At 54.6% G+C, this 22,762-nt stretch carries 19 protein-coding genes; 6 read left to right on the plus strand and 13 right to left on the minus strand.

What is annotated here, in order from left to right:
* The first annotated feature begins 188 nt into the window (after nucleotides 1–188).
* The 4 genes from N430_RS05830 (at nucleotide 189) to N430_RS05845 (ending at nucleotide 5,649) form a co-directional block, all read left to right on the plus strand.
* Entirely contained in the window at nucleotides 189–1,313 is a 1,125-nt protein-coding gene (locus N430_RS05830; RefSeq protein WP_110634414.1) for an FAD-dependent oxidoreductase, read from the plus strand.
* An 80-nt stretch (nucleotides 1,314–1,393) separates the two neighbouring features.
* A complete protein-coding gene (locus N430_RS05835) occupies nucleotides 1,394–3,076 on the plus strand; it encodes a DUF1302 domain-containing protein (protein WP_110634411.1) in 1,683 nt (560 codons plus the stop codon).
* 14 nt (nucleotides 3,077–3,090) lie between these two features.
* Nucleotides 3,091–4,458: a DUF1329 domain-containing protein gene (locus tag N430_RS05840; RefSeq protein ID WP_110634408.1), complete on the plus strand. Its 1,368-nt coding sequence runs from the start codon at nucleotides 3,091–3,093 to the stop codon at nucleotides 4,456–4,458.
* A 120-nt stretch (nucleotides 4,459–4,578) separates the two neighbouring features.
* Complete coding sequence (locus N430_RS05845; RefSeq protein WP_110634405.1) at nucleotides 4,579–5,649, plus strand: aromatic ring-hydroxylating dioxygenase subunit alpha; 1,071 nt, start codon at nucleotides 4,579–4,581, stop codon at nucleotides 5,647–5,649.
* A gap of 166 nt (nucleotides 5,650–5,815) precedes the next feature.
* Here the strand turns inward: N430_RS05845 and N430_RS05850 are convergent, their stop codons facing one another.
* The 7 genes from N430_RS05850 to N430_RS05880 form a co-directional block, all read right to left on the minus strand.
* Nucleotides 5,816–7,306, minus strand: coding sequence for an aldehyde dehydrogenase (locus N430_RS05850; protein ID WP_110634402.1), 1,491 nt, complete (start codon nucleotides 7,304–7,306; stop codon nucleotides 5,816–5,818).
* A 13-nt stretch (nucleotides 7,307–7,319) separates the two neighbouring features.
* Complete coding sequence (locus N430_RS05855) at nucleotides 7,320–8,213, minus strand: dihydrodipicolinate synthase family protein (RefSeq protein WP_110634398.1); 894 nt, start codon at nucleotides 8,211–8,213, stop codon at nucleotides 7,320–7,322.
* A gap of 68 nt (nucleotides 8,214–8,281) precedes the next feature.
* A complete protein-coding gene (locus N430_RS05860) occupies nucleotides 8,282–9,610 on the minus strand; it encodes an MFS transporter (RefSeq protein ID WP_110634396.1) in 1,329 nt (442 codons plus the stop codon).
* Between the two features lie 144 nt (nucleotides 9,611–9,754).
* Nucleotides 9,755–11,074 (minus strand): FAD-binding oxidoreductase, encoded by a 1,320-nt coding sequence (locus N430_RS05865; protein ID WP_110634393.1) that lies wholly within the window; start codon nucleotides 11,072–11,074, stop codon nucleotides 9,755–9,757.
* 64 nt (nucleotides 11,075–11,138) lie between these two features.
* The gene (locus N430_RS05870; RefSeq protein WP_110634390.1) at nucleotides 11,139–11,846 is read right to left on the minus strand and encodes a GntR family transcriptional regulator; all 708 of its coding nucleotides are present in this window, start codon (nucleotides 11,844–11,846) and stop codon (nucleotides 11,139–11,141) included.
* Nucleotides 11,836–12,849, minus strand: coding sequence for a GlxA family transcriptional regulator (locus tag N430_RS05875; RefSeq protein ID WP_110634387.1), 1,014 nt, complete (start codon nucleotides 12,847–12,849; stop codon nucleotides 11,836–11,838). The genes N430_RS05870 and N430_RS05875 overlap by 11 nt, the downstream gene beginning before the upstream one ends.
* 225 nt (nucleotides 12,850–13,074) lie before the next feature.
* Nucleotides 13,075–13,722 (minus strand): DJ-1/PfpI family protein, encoded by a 648-nt coding sequence (locus N430_RS05880; RefSeq protein WP_110634384.1) that lies wholly within the window; start codon nucleotides 13,720–13,722, stop codon nucleotides 13,075–13,077.
* A gap of 235 nt (nucleotides 13,723–13,957) precedes the next feature.
* Here N430_RS05880 and N430_RS05885 point away from each other — a divergent pair, with 235 nt between their 5' ends.
* Both N430_RS05885 and N430_RS05890 read left to right on the plus strand, forming a co-directional pair.
* On the plus strand, nucleotides 13,958–14,941 hold the full coding sequence (locus N430_RS05885) for a LysR family transcriptional regulator (protein WP_110634381.1): 984 nt from the start codon (nucleotides 13,958–13,960) through the stop codon (nucleotides 14,939–14,941).
* 203 nt (nucleotides 14,942–15,144) lie between these two features.
* A complete protein-coding gene (locus N430_RS05890; RefSeq protein WP_110634378.1) occupies nucleotides 15,145–16,380 on the plus strand; it encodes an aromatic ring-hydroxylating dioxygenase subunit alpha in 1,236 nt (411 codons plus the stop codon).
* 426 nt (nucleotides 16,381–16,806) lie between these two features.
* On the opposite strand, the gene proX is transcribed toward N430_RS05890, so the two are convergent.
* The 6 genes from proX to N430_RS05920 all read right to left on the minus strand — a co-directional run bounded on the left by proX (nucleotide 16,807) and on the right by N430_RS05920 (nucleotide 22,762).
* On the minus strand, nucleotides 16,807–17,814 hold the full coding sequence (proX, locus tag N430_RS05895; RefSeq protein ID WP_110634375.1) for a glycine betaine/L-proline ABC transporter substrate-binding protein ProX: 1,008 nt from the start codon (nucleotides 17,812–17,814) through the stop codon (nucleotides 16,807–16,809).
* Between the two features lie 69 nt (nucleotides 17,815–17,883).
* Entirely contained in the window at nucleotides 17,884–18,621 is a 738-nt protein-coding gene (locus N430_RS05900; protein WP_110634373.1) for an SDR family NAD(P)-dependent oxidoreductase, read from the minus strand.
* A 136-nt stretch (nucleotides 18,622–18,757) separates the two neighbouring features.
* Nucleotides 18,758–19,645 (minus strand): LysR family transcriptional regulator, encoded by an 888-nt coding sequence (locus N430_RS05905; protein WP_110634370.1) that lies wholly within the window; start codon nucleotides 19,643–19,645, stop codon nucleotides 18,758–18,760.
* Between the two features lie 214 nt (nucleotides 19,646–19,859).
* Nucleotides 19,860–20,816 (minus strand): GlxA family transcriptional regulator, encoded by a 957-nt coding sequence (locus N430_RS05910; RefSeq protein WP_110634367.1) that lies wholly within the window; start codon nucleotides 20,814–20,816, stop codon nucleotides 19,860–19,862.
* Between the two features lie 117 nt (nucleotides 20,817–20,933).
* A complete protein-coding gene (gene choX / locus N430_RS05915) occupies nucleotides 20,934–21,854 on the minus strand; it encodes a choline ABC transporter substrate-binding protein (protein ID WP_110634364.1) in 921 nt (306 codons plus the stop codon).
* Nucleotides 21,855–21,976: 122 nt separating this feature from the next.
* Nucleotides 21,977–22,762 carry a carnitinyl-CoA dehydratase gene (locus N430_RS05920; protein WP_110634361.1) on the minus strand — a complete coding sequence of 262 codons (786 nt, stop codon included), beginning with the start codon at nucleotides 22,760–22,762 and terminating at the stop codon, nucleotides 21,977–21,979.

Here is a 22,762-nt window from a genome sequence, read left to right on the forward strand (position 1 = left end):
CAGTGCATTTGTGCTCTTCGGATAGGGCACTGAGCAATCAAGCAGAGGTATCGCGCCACACGATAGGTCGCATCCTCCGTCTCGATTGGTCAATAGCAGGCATTGCCCCGAAGCTGTGTCCAGGCACAGCAGAATTCTCGATTCGGGACTGCCGAAGCGAACAACAAAAACAAAGAATGAGAGATGCCATGAACTCAGTAAGCAACGTACTAATCGTCGGCGGTGGTATTGGAGGCTTGTGCGCCGCCATCGCGCTCTGCCGAAAAGGCATTGCGGTTGATCTGGTCGAGCTTAAATCAGAATGGACGGTCTACGGTGTAGGCATTATTCAGCAAAGTAATGTTGTTCGGGAGATGCACCGCCTTGGCTTACTCGAGGCCTACCTGGACGCTGCTTACGCTTTCGAAGATGTCGGCATCTACAGCGTGGAAGGTGAGCCTCTGGTGCGAATCCCTGGGCACCGCCTCGCCGGGCCGCAGTACCCAGCCAACGTTGGTATTTCTCGTCGTGCCCTGCATAAGGTTCTCAGCGAAACAGCCATTGAGTTAGGTACCCAAGTGCGACTCGGTACCACTCTCGAAGGTTTTGACCAAGATGACGAGGGTGTGACGGTCGCATTTACCGATGGATCACAAGGGCGCTACCAACTGGTGGTGGGTGCCGACGGGCTGTTCTCCAAGGTACGCGGCCTGCTGTTCGGAGACAAATACCAACCACGCTTCACTGGTCAGTCTGTCTGGCGTTACAACTTCCCGCGAGCCGCGGGCATCGATCACCTGGCCAACTATCAAGGTCCGTCTGGCAATGCTGGTTTGGTGCCGCTTGCAGATGACCTGATGTATCTCTTCACCACATCTCACGAACCCACCAACCCGCGGATGGATGAGTCCGTGCTTGCTGAGGAAATGCGCAAACGGCTCGAGGGGTTTGGCGGGCTCATCGGACAGCTCCGGGAGCAAATCACTAACGGTGCCGAGGTGGTCTACAAGCCTCTCGAAGCGGTCTTCGTCGATGAGCCGTGGTACTCCGGTCGTGTGCTGCTGATTGGTGATGCAGCCCATGCAACTACCCCGCACCTGGGGCAGGGGGCGGGTATGGCCATCGAAGACGCCGTGGTGTTAGCAGAAGAGATAACCGCAGGCGGGACCATTCAGGAGCAACTGAAGCGCTTCATTGAGCGCCGTTTCGAGCGCTGCAAATTCATCAGCGAGAACTCTCTGATGGCTGGAGAAAAGGAGATCCAGCGTGATCCAGCCTTCGACCGCATTGGATTGGTCAAGCAGATGCTCGAAGTGACGGCCCGTCCGATCTGATTCTTCGTCCCGACGTGTAACAGCGCCCGTTGGGACGAACGCCAACACAAGCATACAAAAACAAGAAAGAGGTAACTTCGATGTTGACCTGCAAGCGTGCTCATGTGCGGCCACTGCCGCCACTCAAACCGTTGGCTTTCGCTATCACCATGCTCAGCGTTGCCGCTGGACTTCCAGAGGCGCGTGCTTTCGAATTCGATACTGGCAACCCGGACATTCGGGCGCGTTGGGACAACACGCTCAAGTACAGTGCGGCTTGGCGGACAGAAGGGCAAAGTAGCAAGCTTACGGAAGGTTCTACTGCGCTCAACCAGGATGACGGCGATCGTAACTTCGATAAAGGTATGATCTCAAACCGGATTGACCTGCTTTCTGAGTTCGACGTTACATACAAAAATGTCGGCGCTCGAGTTAGCGGCGCTGCTTGGTATGATGATATCTACAATCGCGGGACGGACAACAATGATCCAACTCGCGCCAACAGCTACTCCGTGGACTACGACGAATTTACCCATGACACTCGTAAATTGCATGGGCGAAAAGGCGAGCTGCTTGATGCGTTTGTGTTCGGGAAGACAGAGGTTGGCGATATGCCTGCTTCGGGACGTCTGGGACAATACGCCATGCAATGGGGCGAAAGTCTGTTTTACGGCATCAACGGTATCGCTGGGGGCATGGCTCCCATCGATGTGGTGAAGGCCCTATCGGTTCCCAACACGCAGTTCAAAGAGCTCATTCGGCCAGTACAGCAGATCTCCGGTCAGTTGCAGCTAACCCCTGATGTAACGATTGGCGCTTACTACCAGTTCGAATGGGAGGCTAGCCGCTTGGCCGGCGCTGGAAGTTACTTCTCCCCATCTGACTCCTTTGGTGAGGGTAATGAGCGGCTGTTCGTAGGCGCCCCGTTGTTCCCAGGGGCGCAACCACTTGCCTTCTATCATGGCAATGACAAAGAGGCGAAATCATCAGGGCAGGGGGGCGTACAGATTCGCTGGAGGACCGAGACCGTCGATTGGGGCCTGTATGCCATTCGTTTCCACGACAAGACCCCACAGCTCAACGTGCGGCCGGACTTTGCCAATCTGGATCCTGTCAGTGGCAAGGCCGGCGAATACTACTGGGTTTACCCAGAGGGAATTTCGGCGCTGGGCGCAAGCTTCTCCACGACACTTGGCAATTTCAACATTGCCGGTGAACTTTCAACACGCTGGAACCAGCCGCTAGCGTCGACTAATCAACACGCACTGGCGCCTGGTGATGCGCTAAACAACAGTAACGATCCGCTTTACGCAACGGGTCGCACTCTGCATGCCAACTTCTCGTGGCTTGCCACCCTCGAACCGAATTTTATCGCCGCAGAATCCACCTTGCTCGGTGAGATTGCGTGGAACCGGGTCATGAGCGTGAGCAAGAATCGCGATGCGATCGATAGCAACGCGGATCGCGACGCTGCAAGCCTACGAGTGGTCTTCGAGCCCATGTACCGCCAGTTTTTGCCGGGGCTCGACCTGTCGGTACCTGTCGGAGGGAGCTACACCAACGGTGCATCTGAAGCGCTGGGCACAGGGTTTGGTACGAATCATGGCGGGGATATCAATATTGGTATCAAAGGTAACTACTTGAACACCTGGAACCTGGGGCTGACTTACACCCATTACTACGGGCCGGAAAATACCTTCGTAGATGCGAACAACAACTACACCTTCGAACAGACGCTGAAAGATCGCGACTTCATCGCGTTCTCCGTAAGCCGTACCTTCTGACCGAGGATCATCTGATGAAACACAATAACAAAATAGTTTCGCTGCTCACTGCCTTGAGTGCCTCGCTGATTTTCGCCCATGGCACTTACGCTGCTGTCACTGCTGACGAAGCAGCAAAGCTTAAAAGCACTTTGACGCCGATGGGTGCTGAACGTGCAGGGAACGCAGATGGGAGTATTCCAGCTTGGAGCGGTGGCTACACCAAGGCTGATCCCAACTACAAAGAGGGTGGGAAACGCGGTGACCCGTTTGCGTCCGAAAAGCCGCTGTTCACGATCACTGCGCAAAACATGAGTCAATACGCCGACAAGCTCACGCCTGGCGTGCAGGCCATGCTAAAGAAATATCCCGATAGCTATCGCCTTGATGTGTTCCCGACCCATCGCACGGCTGCGGCACCTCAGTCGGTATATGACGCCACTTTCGCGAATGCTACTACTGGCAAGCTCGTGGATGGTGCAGCAGGTCTGATGCCCCAGGGCGCCGCTGGTGGCATCCCGTTCCCTGTCCCAAAGGATGGCGCAGAAGCGATGTGGAACCACTTGCTCCGCTGGCGTGGGGCGTCGTGGCGGTCAGCAATTTCTCAGTACCAAACAACGGCTGACGGTAAACGCGTCCTTACCAGTGATGCTCGAGCCGATTTTCAGATGCCTTGGTACCTGCCTGGAGATGGGGGAAGCAAAGGGGTCTTTTGGGCCATTCGCATGATCAATGACGGCCCGCCACTGCGTGCCGGTGAAGGTATTACGGGGCTTGAAAACCTTGACGCCACCAAGGGTGCAGCATGGACTTACCTCCCTGGTCAGCGCCGGGTTCGCCGCCTCCCGAATGCATGCTGTGATACCCCAACCCCTGCCACCGCCGGCATCATGAGTTTTGACGAAATTACGGTGTTCACTGGGCGTATTGACCGTTTCGACTGGAAGCTGGTTGGCAAGAAAGAGATGTATATACCGTACAACTCTAATCGACTGCTTACGGCTTCTAATGCAGATGCCCTGTTTGATGCGCACCATCTGAAGTCAGATGCCGTGCGCTGGGAGCTACACCGCGTTTGGGTTGTGGAGGCGACGCTTAAGAGTGGACAGCGTCACGTCATGCCGAAAAGCACGTATTATCTGGATGAAGATACATGGGCGGGCGTGCTCGCTGAACGTTACGATGCACGTGGGCAACTGGCCAAAGTGCTCTGGGGTATTCCTGTTGTAATGCCCGACATCCCGGCGGTTGTTACGCTCAGCAGCGGCTTCTACGACATGCTCTCAGGTGCATGGTTTGCCAGCGATATATATGCAGGCAAAAACGAACAGTATCGGATCATGCCCCCATATAAAGATTCGGTCTTCACAGCTGACGCTATGGCTGGCGAAGGGATCCGTTAAACGATAGAGACAGCTAGAGTCGCCTTCAGTCGAAAAAGGCTGGGGGCGACCTTCGTTAATTCGCTAATCCCCGCCTAAGTAGATTGAGCACGAAAAGCGTGCCAGGTGCTGGAGATTCTGATGGTCGCCATAAACGATATTGCTGTACAACAGATTCCCACGTTTCCCTTGAATCGTTGGTATGTTGCCGGGTTTTCTTGGGAATTAAAGAATAAACCGTTGGCGCGCGTATTGCTGGGACACAGCGTTGTACTCTTTCGCTTGGACAACGGTCACGTTTCTGCATTGGAAGACCGGTGTTGCCATCGGTCGCTGCCGTTGTCGCATGGCACATTGGAAGCGCATGGATTACGCTGTGGCTATCATGGTCTCCTTTTTGATGGCAGTGGCGTGTGTGTCGAAATCCCGGGTCAGAACAAGATCCCTGAAAAGGCGCGAGTCAGTACATTTCATGTCCGCGAGGTAAATCAAATCATTTGGATGTGGTTCGGGGAGGAGAAGTGCGCTGAGCCCACGCACGAACCACCCGAATATGCTATTCATGATGATGATCGATATCTGTTCAGGGGGGATGTCGTTCACTATGATGCCCCGTATCAACTTATTCACGACAACCTGCTTGATCTCAGTCATCTAGGATATGTGCATCTTCAAACGATTGGTGGAAATGCGCATATCCATATGAATGCGAAGATGCAAGTGCATAGTGATGGAGAGGTAGTGCGGGTCGTTCGCCATCTGCCCGACTCTGATCCGCCGCCAACTTACGTAGCAGCGTATCCATTTACAGGCAAGGTTGATCGCTGGCAGGAAATTGAGTTTCATGTTTCTCATCTGTTGATCTGGACAGGTGCCGTCGCTGCAGGAACTGCCTCGCTCAGCGATCCTGATAGAGATGGATTCCATATGCGCGGATTTCATGGAATTACTCCTGAAAGCGAGACTACCAGCCACTATTTTTGGACAATGGCTACAAATCCTGCCAGTAATGAAGAGCAAGTCCTCGCCAAAGTCATTGAGCAAACGGAATTGACGTTCGAGGAGGACAGAGTCGTCATCGAGGCGCAATATAAAAATCTGGTGAGGTTCGATTCTCCTGCAGGCGTTGATATTCACGTGGACGTGGGCGCCAACAGGGCCAGGCGGCTGGTTGAACTGCTTCGGCGAAACTCTTTGAGCAAAAGCAATTGAGCTAATCGAAAGGGGTTGTCATTTGGGGGGCGTTTCAGCGCTCCGTTTACTTATTGTGAGTCGACGAGTAGCTGCAGCACTTCTAATTATTGAGAATGCCACCGCCGTTTCGGGCGGTGGCTGAATGGTGCTGAGCTCCGTCAGAACAGCACCGGTCTTGCTCAGGTCACGAAGCGTTGATCCAGATGGTCTTCAGCTCCGTGTACTGGTCATGGGCCCAGATGGACTTGTCGCGCCCACCAAAGCCAGACTCCTTGTAGCCACCGAACGGCGTGGTCACATCACCCTCACCGAAGCAGTTGACCGTCACCACGCCCGCGCGGATTTCACGCGACAGGCGCAGCGCATTGCGCAGGCTGCCGGTGTAGGCCGAGGCAGCCAGGCCGTAGACGGTGTCGTTGGCCAGCTCAATCGCCTCATCGATGGTCTCGAAGCTGGTCACGCTCAGCACCGGGCCAAAGATTTCCTCGACGAACAGTTTGTTGTCGCGGCCAACGTTGTCGACGATGGTCGGCTGCACGAACACGCCTTCTTCGGTTTCGCCGCCCTGAACGATGCTGAGTTTCTGCTCGGCAGCGTATACCAGGTACGACTTGACCTTTTCAAAGTGCGACTTGCTGACCATCGCGCCCAGGCGGTTGTCCGGGTCCAGCGGGTCGCCCAGTTTCCAGTCCTTCAGGTGCTTGGCGATCAGGCCCAGCAACTCGTCCTTGACGTCCTTGTGCACGATCAGGCGCGAGGACGCCGAGCAGTTCTCGCCCATGTTCCAGAACGCACCGGCGGTGACGAACTGGGCCACTTCGTCCAGGTCTTCACAGTCGTTCATGACCACGGCCGGGTTCTTGCCACCCAGCTCCAGGACGATGCGCTTGAGGTTGGACTCGGCAGCGTATTTCAGGAACAGGCGGCCGGTGTCGGTGGAGCCGGTGAAGCTGACCATCGGGATGTCCATGTGGCGGCCGATGGCCTCACCCACTTCACGGCCACCGCCAGGCACCAGGTTGAACACACCGGCCGGGATGCCAGCCTCATGGGCCAGCTCGGCCACACGCAGGGCGCTGAGGGTGGTTTCCTTGGCCGGCTTGACCACGATCGAGCAACCGGCGGCCAGCGACGGGGCGATCTTCCAGGCCAGCATCAGCAGCGGGAAGTTCCATGGCAGCACCAGGCCGACCACGCCAATGGCTTCACGCACCACCATGGTCACGGCCGCGTTGCCGGTCGGAGCGGTGGCGTCGTAGATCTTGTCGATCAGCTCGGCGTGCCAGCGGATGGTGTGGATGGTTTCCGGCACGTCGACGGTCTGGCACTCGCTGACCGGCTTGCCGCTGTCCAGCGCTTCCAGCACCGCCAGCTCGTGGGCGTTGTCTTCGAGCAACTGGGCGAACTTCTGCAGCACGTGCTTGCGGTCGTTCGGCTGCATCTTCGACCAGGTGCCCTCTTCGAACACACGCTTGGCCGCAGCCACCGCAACGTTGACGTCGTTGACGTCGCAGGCGGCGACCTCAGCCAACTGCTTGCCGGTGGCCGGGTTGGTGGTGACGAAGGTGCGGCCCGAAATGGCATCGCGGAATTCACCGTCGATGAACGCCTTCGTGCGCAGTTGCAGGTCGGCGGCGATGGCCGCGTATTGTTCCTTGCTCAGCAATTCAGCCATTTTTCCAGCCTCCTTATTTGATCTGGGCGATGGTGGCCTTCAATTCGGTAACCACACGCTGCAGCTCTTGCTTCTCGGCAGCGTCCAGGTCGTACAGCGGCTTGCGCACGCCACCGGTGCTCAGGCCATTGAGGGCGACGCCATTCTTGATGGCCTGGACGAACTTGCCACCTTCGAGGAAGTCCATCAGCGGCATCATCGCGGCCATGATCTTGCGGCCCTTGTCAAAGTCCTTCTCGATCACGCAGGCCTCGTACAGGGCCACGTGCTCGCGCGGGATGAAGTTGGAGCCGGCGCAGACCCAGCTCTTGGCGCCCCAGGCGAAGAATTCCAGGGCCTGGTCGTCCCAGCCGCACGACAGCTGGATGTTCGGGCGCTTGATGGCCAGGCGGTGCAACTGGGCCATGTCACCGGAGCTTTCCTTGATGGCGACGATGTTCTTCACGTCGGCCACGGCGTCGAAGAACTCTTCGCCCATGCTCACGCTCATGCGGCCTGGGTAGTTGTAGAGCATGATCGGCAGGCCGGCAGCAGCGTCCACGGCTTTGACGTGCAGGGCGATTTCCTGCTGGGTCGGCAGCGCGTAAGGCGGGGTGCCGACCAGCAGCGCGTCAGCCTTGATTTCCTTGGCGTGCTGGGCGAAGGCCACGGCGTCTTCGGTGCGAATGCCACCGGTGCCGACGATCAGTGGCAGGCGGCCATTGAGCACGTCCTTGGCCTGGGCGGCCAGTTCGATGCGCTCCTGGGTGGTGTGGGCGTAGTATTCGCCGGTGGAGCCGCCGATGATGACGCCGTGGATCTTCGACTCGACGAGGTATTCGAGCACTTCGGCGAACGCCGCCTTGTCGATCGAGCCGTTCTCGGCCAGAGGGGTAATTGCCGGGGTGTAGATGCCTTCGAACTTCATGATGCCGCTCCGATTGTTATCACCACAAAACACTCAACGCCTGGCTTCACCGCCAGGCATCGATTCCATTAGCCAAGCGATGCCGCCTGCTGAAGATTCAGCGAGCGTGTTTCCGGGGCCAGCATCCACGAGAGAAGCAGGCCAAAGAAGGTGATGCCGGCGGCCACGTACATTGTCTGCGTGATGCCGAGGGTGTTTAGCGAGATGGGTACGAGGTAGGTGCCGACGGCTGCGCCGATGCGCGAGATCGAGGTGCCAATGCCGACCGCAAAGGCACGGATTTCCGTCGGGAAGATTTCGTTCGGATAGACCAGGGTGAGCACTTGGGCGCCACCGATGAACAGGGCGTAGATGGCGAAGAACAGCAAGACCCAGACGCCCGCGCTGTTGTTTGATGCCCCAAGGCACAGCAGCGCCAGGCCGGATACCGTGAAGCTGTAGAGCAGCAGGTTGCGACGACCGATCACGTTGATCAGCCGGGTCGCGATCATGCAACCTGCGACAAAGAACAGGGTGATCGCCACCGAGCCGATTGAGGCACTGTCACCGCTCACGTTAAGGGCGGCCAGTACCTTCGGCGCAAAGGCGTACACGGCGAACAGCGGGATGATGCAGCAGGTCCAGAAGACGATGATGAACAGCATGCGCTTGGCGTAGCCGGAATAGATCAGGCTCCACACGTTGATCTTGTAGTTGGGGCTCTCTTCTGGAAGGTTGTCCAGAGAGAAGTCATTCCCGTACACCCGCTTGATGACCTGCTCGGCTTCGGCATCACGGCCTTTGCTCATCAGCCATCGAGGGGACTCAGGGGTGCCGATACGCACGATGAACAATGCAAGACCAATGGTGGCCGAGCTAGCTAACACCCAGCGCCAGGCGTCATCACCACCAGTGCGCAGCACCAGTTCACCAACGATGTAGGCTGCCGCAGCACCTGCGAACCAGAGGATTGTCAGCATCGCCAAGCGTGGGCCGCGATATTTCTTGGGCATGAACTCCACAAGCAGCGAGGTGGCTACCGGGTACTCAATGCCTACTGCGATGCCGATGATCAGTCGTAGAACAAAAATCGCTTCAGCTGTATCAGCCCAGAACTGAGCGACAGAGGCGAGAATAAAAAGGGTGGGGCCCACAAAGAACAAGCGCTTGCGGCCAAGCCGATCAGTCAGCCAGCCGCCAAGGAACCCACCGAAAAAGATGCCAATCAAGGCTGATGCGGCGATCATGCCTTCCCAGAAGCTGTCCAGAGACAGCGATGACGTAATGTGCGCCAGAGCCACACCAATAATGCTAAGGACATAACCGTCCACGAAAGAGCCCCCACCTGAGCGGAGGGTGAGAAGTCTATGGAACTTACTAAGGGGTACATCTTCTACTGAAATATTAGGACTTGTCATTTTTGTCTCCTCATATAGGATTTTTGAATTTTGGCAGCGCGACACCGCGTGGTAGCAAATGGGGTCGGGAACCATCTCAAAAATTCAGTGAGCGATGGTCTAATTATTTTTGTTCTGTAACTTATCCTGTCCTTAGGTCATAGCTTAAGCTTCAATGCCAGCTTTATATTGCCCCCACTTGAGGTTGAGATTAACGCCCATGGAGAGCAGTGGTTGAGGTGGGTTTGCACAAGGGCCTGGTGATTTCAACAAAAAGTCGATGAGTTCGTTTTCCTGGCCTGCCAGCCAATCGGCCATCAGTTTTCCAGTGGCGGTTCCGCGTGTTACACCGAGACCATTGCAGCACAATACACCATACACGTTTGATGCCAACTTTCCGAAGTAGCCTTCATGATTGCGGGATAGCGCAAGCGCACCGCCCCAGGTGTATTCAAAATTCATATTGGGAAGCATTGGGAATCGACGCTCGAACGATTCACGGTGCTGTTTTACGAACCGTGCGGCATATTTGTTGTTGCTTTTTCCATCAGGATTGAAACTGAAGCTATTGCGAATCAACAGACGGTTGTCCGGTGTACGTCTAACGGTGGTACCGAACGGATCGGCAGGAATCGTGCCCCAAAATGGCTTGCCGCCTAAGGCGTTTTGCTCATCTTCGCTCATTGGGCGGGTGAGGCTACCATAGGTGAAAACGGGCAACATCCGACCCTTCAAGAAGCCGAAATGCATGCCAAAGGCGTTGTTGCTGAGCACTAGGCTGTTCGCGGTGATCGAGCCATTCCGGTGGCTAAGGACAACCTTGTCTCCGTATTCGACATCCGTAATAGGCGTGTTTTCGTATAGGGTGACGTTGGCAGGAAGTGAGTCTGCCAGGCCCTTGACCAAGGCAGACGGCTGGATCAAAGAGGTGCCTGGTGTAAACAGCGCCTTGCGGTAGAAACGAGTGCCGATGTGTTCGGGGAGTTCGTCTGCGTCAATGACAGCGTAAGGTTGCCCGAGCTTGTCCAGACCATTTCGATACGCATCCAGAACGGCAATGCCCCGGGGTTCGACGGCTGCCTGGTACTTGCCGCAATGCTTCATCTGGCAGTCGATGTTGAATTGGTCGACCAACTCCTTGAGCGAGTTTTGGCCGAACAGGTTGAGTTTCATGGTGGTTTTGGCGATACCTATATCGCCGATATAATCGTCTGCACCAATATCGTGCGGCAGATCGATGGCGAATCCGGCATTTCGCCCTGAGGAGCCCAAGCCAACTTCTTGGGCTTCAATAAGGGCGATGTGATCGTTAGGGAAGTTCAAGGCCAGTTGCCGAGCAACTGCGACGCCCGTAAAACCGGCACCGACGATAGCCCACCGGGCGCTAGTGTTTCCCAAGTGGGGCGGCTGGACTTTTCGTCCTTTGCTCAAGTGATACCATCCGCAGGTAGCGTCATCAGCCGGCAAGGAAGTGATTTTTGTCATTTGTTGTGGTGTCCTGAGATGGTGTGCGTAAACGGATATACAGCGAAATGTCAGCAGTCTGAAATCAACCAAGGCTTACAGCTGAAGTTCTTCTTATCCTGATGGTCGCGTTGTAGCCCGTTCGGCGTGCCACTTTCATCCATCTCTGAACTAAATGGCTAACTCGCTTTGGGTTGTGTTCTTCGATAGCGTCCACTATCTGATCATGCAACATGCAGGTGATTCGCCTCATTCGCTGGGAATCATCCGGCGTCGAACGCAGATGCCAGGTTTTTTCCAGGCGAGCGTGATCAATCAGTAATCGTCGCAGGCTTGGAAGCAGAAAGCTGTTATTCGCTATTTTGCCCATTTCGATGTAAAGCGAATTGACCAGATACAGAAGCTCATCCGGATCGCCTTGCAGGTTTTCGCGGTAGCGGCTCTGTATTTCACGCAAGACGTTTACAGCTTCACGTGTAGCGTTTTTAGCGGCGAGTTGCATGGTGGCGTCGTACACCATCGGCGCCGCATGGAAGAAACTGCGGGCGGCGTCGTGGCACAGATGGGTGACTCGAGGAGCCCGGTTGGCCTCCAGTACGATGTATCCCTCTGCTGCGATCTTACGCAGAGCTTCGCGAATAGGCGGACGTGACAGGCCGTACTCTTTCACCAGTTTGAGTTCATCGAGCGCTGCGCCAGGTGCCAGATTCATGCTCAGCACGCGACGGCACAGTTCGTCGATGAAATAGGCCTTGCGATCATCGTGTGCAACCTCGCGAGCTTCAGATTTCATAGCGAACCTCTTTCGAGGGCGGGTGCCCGAAGAACGCGCTGTATGACCTGCTGAAATGCGTGCAAGAGACGAAGCCACAAGCAATGGAGACGTCGAAGATCGAGGCGTTCGAGTTTTGTATCAGCCGGCGTGCTTCGGTGATTCTGAGCTGGAAATAGTATTTCTGAGGCGTAGTGTTCAACTGATCCTTGAACAGCCTTTGAATCTGCCGAATTGAAAGACCTACGACCTGGGCCAGTTGCTCCGGGCAAAGCGGCTCTTCAAGGTTGGCCTCCATCAGCGCAATAACTTCCCGCAGCGCCTTGCTCACCTTGGGCTGCTGCGGCTTTTGGAAACTGCGATGCTTGCTCTGGTCAGAATCCAAGGTGTCCAACACTGCATCTGCAAGCTGTGGGCTTGCGCCATGGCTCAGCCAGCGAATCATCATGTCAAAGGCGCCGTTCGGCGTAGCCGATGTCATCCGATTCCTATCGAATACCAATGGATCGTGGGAAACGTTGGCATAGGGAGCACGTTCGGCTAATGCAGTGCGTTGCTCAGCGTGGATGGCGCAGCGATAACCGTCGAGCAGACCGGCAGCACCCAGGTACCAGGCGCCGTTCCACAGTCCGCCTAAAGCTATTGGGAGTTTGGCAATTTTCTTGAGAAGTCCCGATAACCAATTCGGTACCGTCCTGGCCGCTCGCAACCCGCCGCAGATCACCATGAGATCGAGGTCGGACAGGCGGATGTCGGTCAGCGGAGTGTCAGGCCTGATGGGGATGCCCAGATCGCTCATCACCTCGGCGTGGTTATAGCTGAAGGTGTGAACCCTAACGGCGCCTGGCGAGATCAGGTTCGCAGTGACAAGTACATCCAGTGCTTGGGTAAAGCACGGTAACGAGAAGTTTTCCAGCAGTAGGAAGCCGACTCTGGACGTTTTGCGCTCGGTGCGCTCTTGGGTGATGAAACCCAAATTGCGGTCAGCGAACGTGCGGCTAAATTCTCTTGTAATTGTATTCATTGGGGCACCCAGCAGCCCAAGCCCAATGCTTGACTAACTAATTGAATAACTGCGCTTTATTGATGAAAGCGTTTGAATCATCAGGTTGAGCGCTAGAATATGACCGGCTTATGACCCCGGTCCAACGACATTTCTGAGCTTTTTTGGATAACGTCGGGTTATCGGTAGCCGTCAACGTCGATTCGCGGGTACTTGGCCGGATCATGCCGTTAGGTTGTGCCAGCTTTAGCACGCCTCAGGGAAGGATAACCCCTCATTCATGTCCTGTGGCCCAGCGTCTTGAATGCTCTGCAGGGCATCGTTACACGCCTGGAAATAGTGCACAATCATCGCGTTCATCATGCATGTAGTACTGTGGGAATCGCCACTCGTCATCCTTCGCTCATCGAAGTGCCAGGCACAATGACGCTTGCGTTTCTCAAGTGTTGGTTCGATAGCAAACCGACCATCTCCAGTAATTAGACATTCATAACCAGCTGTAAGGCCTGCTGCCGCCAGGTGATATGCCCCGTTCCAAACTCCACCCATGAGCCTGCCTGACTTATCAGCATCAATGAGTTGTAGCGAGAGTTCGGAATGAGTTGTCAATTTGGCTGCTGAGCCGCCGATCAGAATGGTCACGTGAAACTCACTCAGTTGCACGTCCGTAAGCGCTAAATTCGGTACTATCTTAATTCCCAGGCTGCTTGCCAGGGGCGAGTGAATGCCAATAGTGGAAACAGAAATTTTCTCGCTGCCAATATTTCGCTTGGCTGAAGAGATGGCTTCAAGTATCGAGCTTAAAGAGGCGAAATCAAATCCATCAAGCACCACCACTGCAATATTTAATGATGGAGGAGGGTGTCGAGTGAGATTTTCAAGGGAGTTATTCATGGCGGTAAAGTCAGCTCAGGTAATGGGTCGAAATTATTACGAGGTATACACGAGCCCTGTGAAACCTATTTTTAACATACGGTCGAATGCGTGGCGTTGTCCAGCGAGATTTATGAGGTTTTTCGCATAACTTAAAGTTATGCGTAAGGTAATTTTTGTGCCGATGACAGCGTTATTGTGCAGCGTAATATCGGGGGGAAGTCGTGTATGAAGTGGTAGGGGAGCAGTACAAAGTATGTCGCAGAGGCACGTTGATCCAGACACCTTGTTGCTAAAAATGCCGTCTCTGAGGGCAGTCAAGGCATTCGTCGCCGCCGCCAAATACCAGAGCTTCACCCGTGCCGCAGAGGCTTTGTGCGTTTCTCAGGCAGCAATCAGTCGTCAGATCCGTGAACTGGAAGAGTACCTGAACGCTCCTTTGTTTCTCCGTGCGGGTCGTGCTGTTGAGCTCACCACTGCTGGCTTGGTCTTCTTCGACGCCTCGCAGATCTCATTTGTAAATATCGCTCAAGCGGCTGAGCGGATTCGAAACGCCCCCACTGATAAGCAAGTGCTTACCGTCTCCTGCTCACCTGCGTTCTCTGCTTTGTGGCTGTCTAACCACATTCAAGAGTTCCGCCTCAAGAATCCTGATATTAAGCTGAACTTGATCACCACCCAGAATTTCCAAGCCAAAGAGCCCGGCGTCGAACCTGATATCGTGATTTCAAAATTTGCGAGTGTGGGGGAGGGGTACAAGGTTTATCCGCTTTGCCATGATGTTATATACCCTGTGTGCTCGCCTGAGTACCTGAGACGAAACCCAGTTGTCGAGTCTCTGGTGGAGTTACGCAATGCTGCGCTTCTCGATTTGAGCCCTTATGGTCGCTCCGGCGTGGCGGAACATGTTGATTGGAGTGTATGGCTCGCGTTTCAAAACATCGATATAGATGAGCGATCATTGGACAGTCCGCCGATCTTTCAGGCCAATGACTACAACCTGATCATCAATATGGTACTTTCAAGTCAAGGTGTTGCCCTGGGGTGGAATCAGCTCGTCGGGCATATGGTAGACACGGGGCAGTTGGTTAAACCTGTTCGCGAGCAAGTAACACTAAGAAATAGTCTTCATTACTTGGCCTGCAAGGAAAATAATGAGAACGAGGATGCGTGCGCTCGCGTGAGAGATTGGGTGATGTCGAAATTTTCCTGGTGGAAGGTACAGGGCCGAAACGCATAACCTGTCATTATGGATTCAGCTGTAAAAATGTCGCTTGAGCGGCGATTAGGCGTTGACTTACCCTTTGGGAAATCGACGACCAACTGATGCCTGTATCGTGGAGCGCTATACTTAGTGGCTGAGCTCCTATCTGGCTATAAACAAGAACAATGTTTCAGTCATTTGCACCAAGGGCTATGGCATAAGGTGCATGGAGGATAATAATGAACAGCAACGAATCCGTCATTAGCCTGATCAAGCAACGCAAGCCTCGCCATGTGTTGCCACGTGAGCTTTATTTCGATCCTGAGGTTTATCGCCAGGATCTTGAACATATCTGGCATAAAGACTGGGTTTTCGCTGGGCACACCTTCGAAATTCCAAAGACGGGTCAGTATTTCACCTTGCAAATTGGCGACTATCCAGTAGCTGTAGTGCGCGGCAAGGATGGAGAGGTTCGAGCCTTCCATAACGCCTGCCGCCATCGTGGCGCCAAGGTCTGCGAGCATGCGAGCGGCAAAGTGGCCAAGCTGGTCTGCCCGTACCACAAGTGGACGTTCGAGCTGGACGGCAACCTGATCTATGCAGGAAACATGGGGGCCGACTTCGATCGCTCGAACTATGGGCTGAAGACCGTTCATGTCGAGGTGGTACATACCTACATCTATGTTTGCGTCGCCGAGAGGGCGCCTGACTTCTCCAGCTTCCGCGCCGCCGTCACTCCGTTCATCGCGCCGCACTTCCTGGAAAACTGCAAGGTCGCCTTCGAGTCGAATCTCATCGAGAAGGGCAACTGGAAGCTGGTGTTCGAAAATAACCGAGAGTGCTACCACTGCGACGGCACCCACCCTGAGCTGCTCAACTCCTTTGTTGAGAACCTGTCGGTCGCAGGCGTCGGCGGTGATGACGATCCGGAGCTCGTGGCTCACTGGGATCGCTGCGAGGCTGCTGGCATGCCAAGCCGACTGAACATGGATCCGATGGGGCGCTTCCGTATGACGCGCATCCCGCTTTCCGCCGGCGCGGTCAGCTACACGATGGACGGCAAGCCTGCAGTGGCGGGTCGACTGGACAAGAGTGGTGAGCCGGACATCGGCGCACTGCTGTACTTCAACTACCCGTCGACCTGGAACCACTTCCTCGGCGACCACGCGTTGAGCTTCCGCGTTCTGCCGATCGGCCCGGGCGAAACCCTGGTGACCACCAAATGGCTGGTGCCGGAGTCTGCCGTCGAGGGTGTCGACTACGATCTGGATCGCCTCACCAAGGTTTGGTTGGCGACCAACGACCAGGATCGTCGCTTGGTTGAAGGTACCTTTGCGGGTGTATCTTCACCTGCCTACGAGCCAGGGCCTTTCTCCGAAAACGCTGAAAACGGTGTTTGCCAGTTTGACGACTGGTACTGCGCGACCATGCTGGAGCGTCTGGAGGGGCGTCCCCAGTTGAAATCGGTAGGCTAATCTACCTCTCCGCAACGGCGCCTTCGGGCGCCGTATTCATTTGCTCAACCGACAGGCCTAGACCTCGAGGTGACCGGGCCATTGGCTTCTGCACACCCGAGGCGACCACTCCATGGGCGCCATTGCTTTTATTGCCAACCGCCAGCGCATTTCGACTCGAAAGACGCTTGCCTGTAGCTGCTTCTTCCGGGGCTGGACTCTGCTGTAGTCGCGGAGCGGGGTTGGAGCAAAAGCACTGGTATGTTGTGATGATGGGGCTCTCGCTGCTAGCGAAACCCTATCATCCGTGGGCACTTGCTCGCGACTTCGGTGTGGACGATGCTGCGTTGCTACCCGTGCTCTGCGGGTACTGGTTGGCCAGGCACGATCATTAGGTTTCAGATTACCCAAGGTCTGGCCGAGATGCCCTGACCCTGGGTAAAAAACTCAAAGGCTGCTCACGCTGGCTGCGGCTCTGGAGTCGTTCAGCCACTTGTTGAATTCGTCCTGATGAGCGCTAATCCATTCCATGGCATGTCGAGTGATGTCCTTTTCCTTGCGTTCCCCCTCATGCATTTTGAAATTCTGAGCACTTTCATCTGCAGCACTGATTTGCATCTCGGATAAAAACTTCAAGGCAGCGGGGTTTCTCTGAGCAAATTCTCGGTTCAGTACCGATTCAATCTTATCCTCTGGGTGATTCGACTTGTCATCTGCGGCCTGATTTTCAGCAGGGGGCAGATCGAGCCAGACCACATCCTTGTCTGCCACCAGGACGCTGGATAGCCACTGAGGAACCCACGTGAAGAATAATACTGGTTTGCCGTCGTTGTAGCGTGCCAGGGTGTCTGCCATTAATGCAAAGTACGAGCCCTGATTTACGTGCACCGTACTGCTCAAGGCATATGACTTCATGTGGTGATCAATGATCAACTCGCAGCCCCAGCCAGGGTTGCAGCCGGTCAGGTCGGCCTTTCCGTCGCCATCACTGTCGAAGAGTTTGGCTATTTCAGGTCGTTGCAGATCTGTGATGGATTGGATGTGGTAAGCATCAGCGGTCTTTTTATCGATTTGGTAGCCTTGCTTGACGTCAGGCATCACCACGCCGCCCTTGAGCATATCCCTGTCGCCACCAGCTTGCCGATAAAAGCTGTCATGCAGTCTCTCCCACAGGTGGACTGAAAAATCAGCATCGCCGTTCGCCAGTGCCACCATCATGACTGAGTATTCAGTTTCCTTGGGTTCCTGGACTTTGTACCCAAGCTGCCGAAGTCCTTCCATGGCGATTTCACCCCGAAACCGCTCCTCGGCAATCGATGAGAAAATGGGCGTAATCTTCACTCCATCGCCAGGCTTATCGGTAGAGCCAGATGCTGTAGTAGCCATCGAAACCAGAGCTAGGACCGCAGTGAAAGCGGAACCAATTAGCTTTTGGGGGGCACTGGAAATTATCATGGGTCGATCCCTTTTTATCTTTGTTGCCGGGTGGCTGCAGCTACCAGGATTTGCGGAAACTCAAAGGCCTCAGCCCGGTAGGCTGAGTTTTGCCATCCTGCCGCCATCCACTGTCCACACCTGACCCGTGACGAAGCCGGACTCCTCAGAGGCGAGCCAAGCCACGAGATTGGCAACCTCTTCGGGAGTACCTGTCCGGCCCACAGGATGGATTTTTCCAAGGCCCTGCTTGAACGCTTTGGGGTCAGGCATGCTTTCGATGAAGTCGATGTTTAGATCGGTGTCAATCCAACCGGGCGCAACCGCATTGCAGCGGATGCCCTCGTGGCTATGGTCGATCGCAATGGCCCGAGTCAGGCCATGCAGCCCCGCTTTCGAAGCGCAGTACGCCGCATGCTTCGGGTTTGACCCAAGTCCTTCAGTCGAACCGATATTGACGATCCGGCCCTGAGTTTGGCGTAGGTGCGGCAATGATGCTTTGATCAGCGCAAACGGGGTTGTCAGGTTGACGGTCAGGTTGCGTGTCCAATCCACCAAGGACATTTCCTCCGCCAACTGCTCCTGCATCATTCCTGCGTTGTTGACCAGAACATCAAGACGTCCCGCCAGTTGCATTACTGTGGCGATTGCATCATCTGCTGCCTCAGGCTCATTGAAGTCCACGCCAATGCACTCGAACTCGGTGTCCTGGCCTCGCTGGGCGGTGATCACTCGAGCACCTTCCTCGCGAAGTCTTTTGGCAATCGCTCGACCAATTCCGCTGCGCCCACCGGTGACCAACGCAACTTTGCTCTGAAATCTCGTCATGCTGTCCGCACCTTTTCTATCGCTAGTTGAGTTGATTACTCAACAGGTGTAGACAGCGTCTCGTAAGGTGCGCAAATGAGACAATAGACACCGAGGGAATTCAGTATTTCGCAAAACGAAGGGTGCCGATACAGCATTAACTGATGCCTGGGTGATTCCTCATGTAATCCGCCAGCGTATCAATGAAAGATCTCACCTTGGTCGACCCCAGATGTGTCTCGCGATGTACAATGTGAATGGGTTTAGGCTCTTCTTCAAAGTTAGCAAGCAGCACCTGCAGGCGTCCGCTAGTGACTTGATCAAGGACTTGATAATAATGAAATTGAGCTATGCCGAATCCTGCCTCGGCCGCAATCGCTGCCACGTCATTGCTGGTAGCTGTGAAGCGAGGTTTCAAGCGCAAGTCAGCAGACTCGAATCTCCAGAGGGCCCGGGGTGATGCATTGCTTGAGGCAATTACTGCATGCCTATGAAGGTCACCTGGATACTCTGGGGTTCCATGTACAGAAAGGTATGATGGCGATGCACAAAGCACCTTTCTAACAGACCCAACGCGCAATGCTTTCAATCCAGAATCGGGCAGTCGTCCGATACGTACTGCTACATCTATGCCCTCATCCATTAGATTGACCAACTGATCCTTGAAGAATGCTGACACATTGATTTTAGGATTTTTCTCCATGAAATTCAGGATAAAAGGCATTAGAAGACTTTTCCCGAGTATCGTGGGTGCGGTGATCGATAGATCCCCCGTGAGCTCAGAGTTAAAACCTACAATTGCTTCGTTCGCTTGTCGAAGACATTCTAAGATTGGTCGGCAATTATCGAGGTGGAAGTATCCCGCAGCAGTGAGGCGTAACTGACGCGTAGTTCGCTCCACCAGTTGTACGCCTAAATCACTTTCGAGGGCTGCCACTGCTCGCGTTACAGCAGCCGGGGAGATGTCTAGCGATCTTGCCGCTGCTGCAAAGCTGCCTTGTTCACCGACTGCGACGAAGACCTGCATGAGATGAAATTGATCCACAGCCCGGGTTAACCTATTAGCATTCAATTAGCAGTAGCCTACAGGGTGATCAGATGTACGTCGATAGCCCACCCGTCAACGACATAGGAGCTGAGCTTCATGCATTAACAGACCTGGGAGCCCGTCGTTGCAGTACTTGCAATAAACTACTACCGGGAAGCAATGGACGGGTTCAGTCTCATGGGGGAACCACTATGACTTGGGTAGCTCAAGCTTAACGCTGGCCCACTCCGGTGCTCGCCTTGCGATCCGTTCTAGGCATGCATCCATAGCGCGTCTTATAGCACTTGGCAAAGTAAGAGGCAGATTCGAAGCCGCACAGCACGCCGACTTCGGTCACGCTTTTACCGCTCTGTTGCAACAGTTGGCGAGCTTTGTCCAGGCGTAATTTCATGTAGAAACTGGTTGGATTGTCGTCCAGACATTCAGCAAAAAGTCTGGCCAAATGGCGGGTAGTGAGTCCTACCTGGGCGGCTATGCACGCTAACGATAATGGCGATTCGAGGTTCGACGTCATTTTTTCTATGGCGCGTCTCAGCTTAGGATTACCTATTGAGTAAGCGGGATTCGTGTGCGCTTTCTGGACGACATCGTTGGATCTGATCCGGCTGATCATGAACTGCTCGGCCACCCATCTGACCAGTCCAGGACCCTGATTAGCGTGAATCACTTCAAGCATCAGATCCATTGCCGCAGTGCTGCCAGAAGCAGAGATACGCTTTTCGTCCATGGCGTAAATTTTGTCACTGACGCTGAGGGAGGGGTAGCGTTCCCGGTAGGTTTCAGCCGCCTCCCAGTGCAGTGCCACCTGGTGCCCTTTCATCATTCCTGCTTCAGCAACAATAAATGCCGCCGTGTCGATCATACCGAATACAACCCCAGCCTGATCTTGCTTGACCAGCCACTGCTTTAGCTTCAGGTCATAGTTCATCAACGGTTCGTAAGCCGCCACGAGAAATAAAAGGTCATTGCGTGCGAGTTGATAAAGACCGCGATCGACAGCTAGTTCAATATCGTTGCAGGCTTTGACTGGCCTTCCGTCCAGACTAATCAGCGTCCAGCTGTAAAGGTCGCCTCCCTGGCGATTCGCTGAGCGCAAAGGCTCGATGATGGACGCGAAATCGATGAGTGAAAATCCTGGGATCAGCAACAGAACGATATGCTTTGCCATTTGAGCAACCTATTCTCACAAGCTGCCGCCCAGCTAGGATAGAAACACGGTTGAAGTAAATATACCCTACGTGGAGAGGGCGCCACGTAGGGCGATGAAAAGGCTTTCACGTAGGCTTCAGTTTACTGGGGAGCCGTCTGCTCGATTGACTCCTTCGAGCCAGCGTTCAACGTCCTCTGGGTGGGAATCCAGCCAACGATTCGCTGCTTTGGCAGGGTCCTCATGAGCGAGTAGCGGCTCCATCATGCGACTTTCATCATCGGCGGTGAAGCGCAGATTGTCCAAAAGCCGAGTAACATTCGGGCATTTCTCGGAAAATGCGGGGTCGACCACTGTCCACACGGTCGCTTTACCCTCGTCCTTGCCCATTGCGCCCTCACTTCCGCTTAAATACTTCATCTTGTAGTTGAAGTTCATTGGGTGAGGAGCCCATCCGAAAAACACAATAGGTTCATTCCGGCGAACTGCTCGGGTGACGGCAGAAAGCATGCCGCTCTCGCTGGACTCAACCAATTGAAAACCACCTAAACCGAACTGATTTTTAGTGATCATGGCCTTGATCATTGCGTTAGCACCAGCACCAGGTTCAATGCCGTAGATTTTTCCCTTCAGCTCGCTTTTGAAGCGAGCAATATCGGCGAATGTTTTCAGCCCCTTATCGTAGAGGTAATCGGGTACCGCCAAGGTCGCTCGCGCATCACTGAGACTAGGTTGCTCAAGGACTTTGATATGATTCGCCTGTATGAACGGAGTAATGTTGGCGGTCATAAGAGGGTTCCAGTACCCAAGAAAAAAATCGAGTCGTTGGTCTCGGATTCCCGCGTAGATGATTTGTTGTGAGGCATTGGTCACGTCCGCCTTGTACCCGAGCCGCTCGAGCAGCGCCTTAGTCAGCGAAGTGGTTGCGATGACGTCTGTCCAAGTGACGGCGCCCACTCTCAATGATTTACAGCTTTGATGTTCTTCGGCATGGCTATTTGCAGAGAGACCAATAACGATGGAGCATGCTGCCAGGACTCGAACTGGTGTAAATGACATCGCATATCCTCTATTCATCATTGTTGGATGGCCGATTATCGCTTGTATGAAAGATTGACGGCCCCTCGGCACTCGAGAAGAAATGCAAAAAGCAGGACCGTCCGTAGTCCTACCTCAAGAGCTTACTTACCCTTCCATACTGGATCGCGTTTCTCAGCAAAGGCCCGTGAGCCTTCAAGGTGATCTTCGCTACCGTAGAGAACATCTACCGTCTCTAGCTGGCGCTTGGTAATTTTGTTGAGGGTATCCTGGAACTTGGCCCCCTCGGCTTCGCGCACCACTTCTTTAATTGCCGCATACACCAAACTTGGACCACTATCCAGAAGTTTGGCTACCTCCCATGCACGAGCGGCGAGACGCTCGGCGGGAACTACTTCATTGACCAGCCCCCAGCGGTTCGCTTCAGCAGCGGTCAACCAGCGTCCAGTCAAGAGCATTTCCATCGCAATATGGTAGGGAATACGCTTGGGTAGCTTGATGGAGGCTGCATCGGCGACGGTCCCCGAGCGAATCTCGGGTAAAGCGAATGTCGCGTGCTCTGCGGCCAGAATGATGTCCGCAGAGATCGCGATTTCCAGCCCTCCACCACAGCAGATCCCGTTCACTGCGCAGATAATCGGCTTGTTGAGTCTTGGCAATTCTTGCATTCCGCCGAAGCCACCAACGCCGTAATCCCCATCCACTGCATCACCATCTGCTGCCGCCTTCAGATCCCAGCCAGGGCAGAAGAATTTCTCGCCTGAACCCGTAATGATCGCTACCCGCGCAGTTGGATCGTCTCTGAACTCCCGGAAGATGTTGCTCATGATCCTCGAGGTAGCGAGGTCTATGGCATTCGCCTTCGGACGATTGATCATCACTTCTACAATCCCGCCCTCTCGGCGGACACGAATCGGAGTGTCGGACAT

Origin of the sequence: Pseudomonas sp. CC120222-01a, from assembly GCF_003097235.1 — a bacterium.
Taxonomy (GTDB): domain Bacteria; phylum Pseudomonadota; class Gammaproteobacteria; order Pseudomonadales; family Pseudomonadaceae; genus Aquipseudomonas.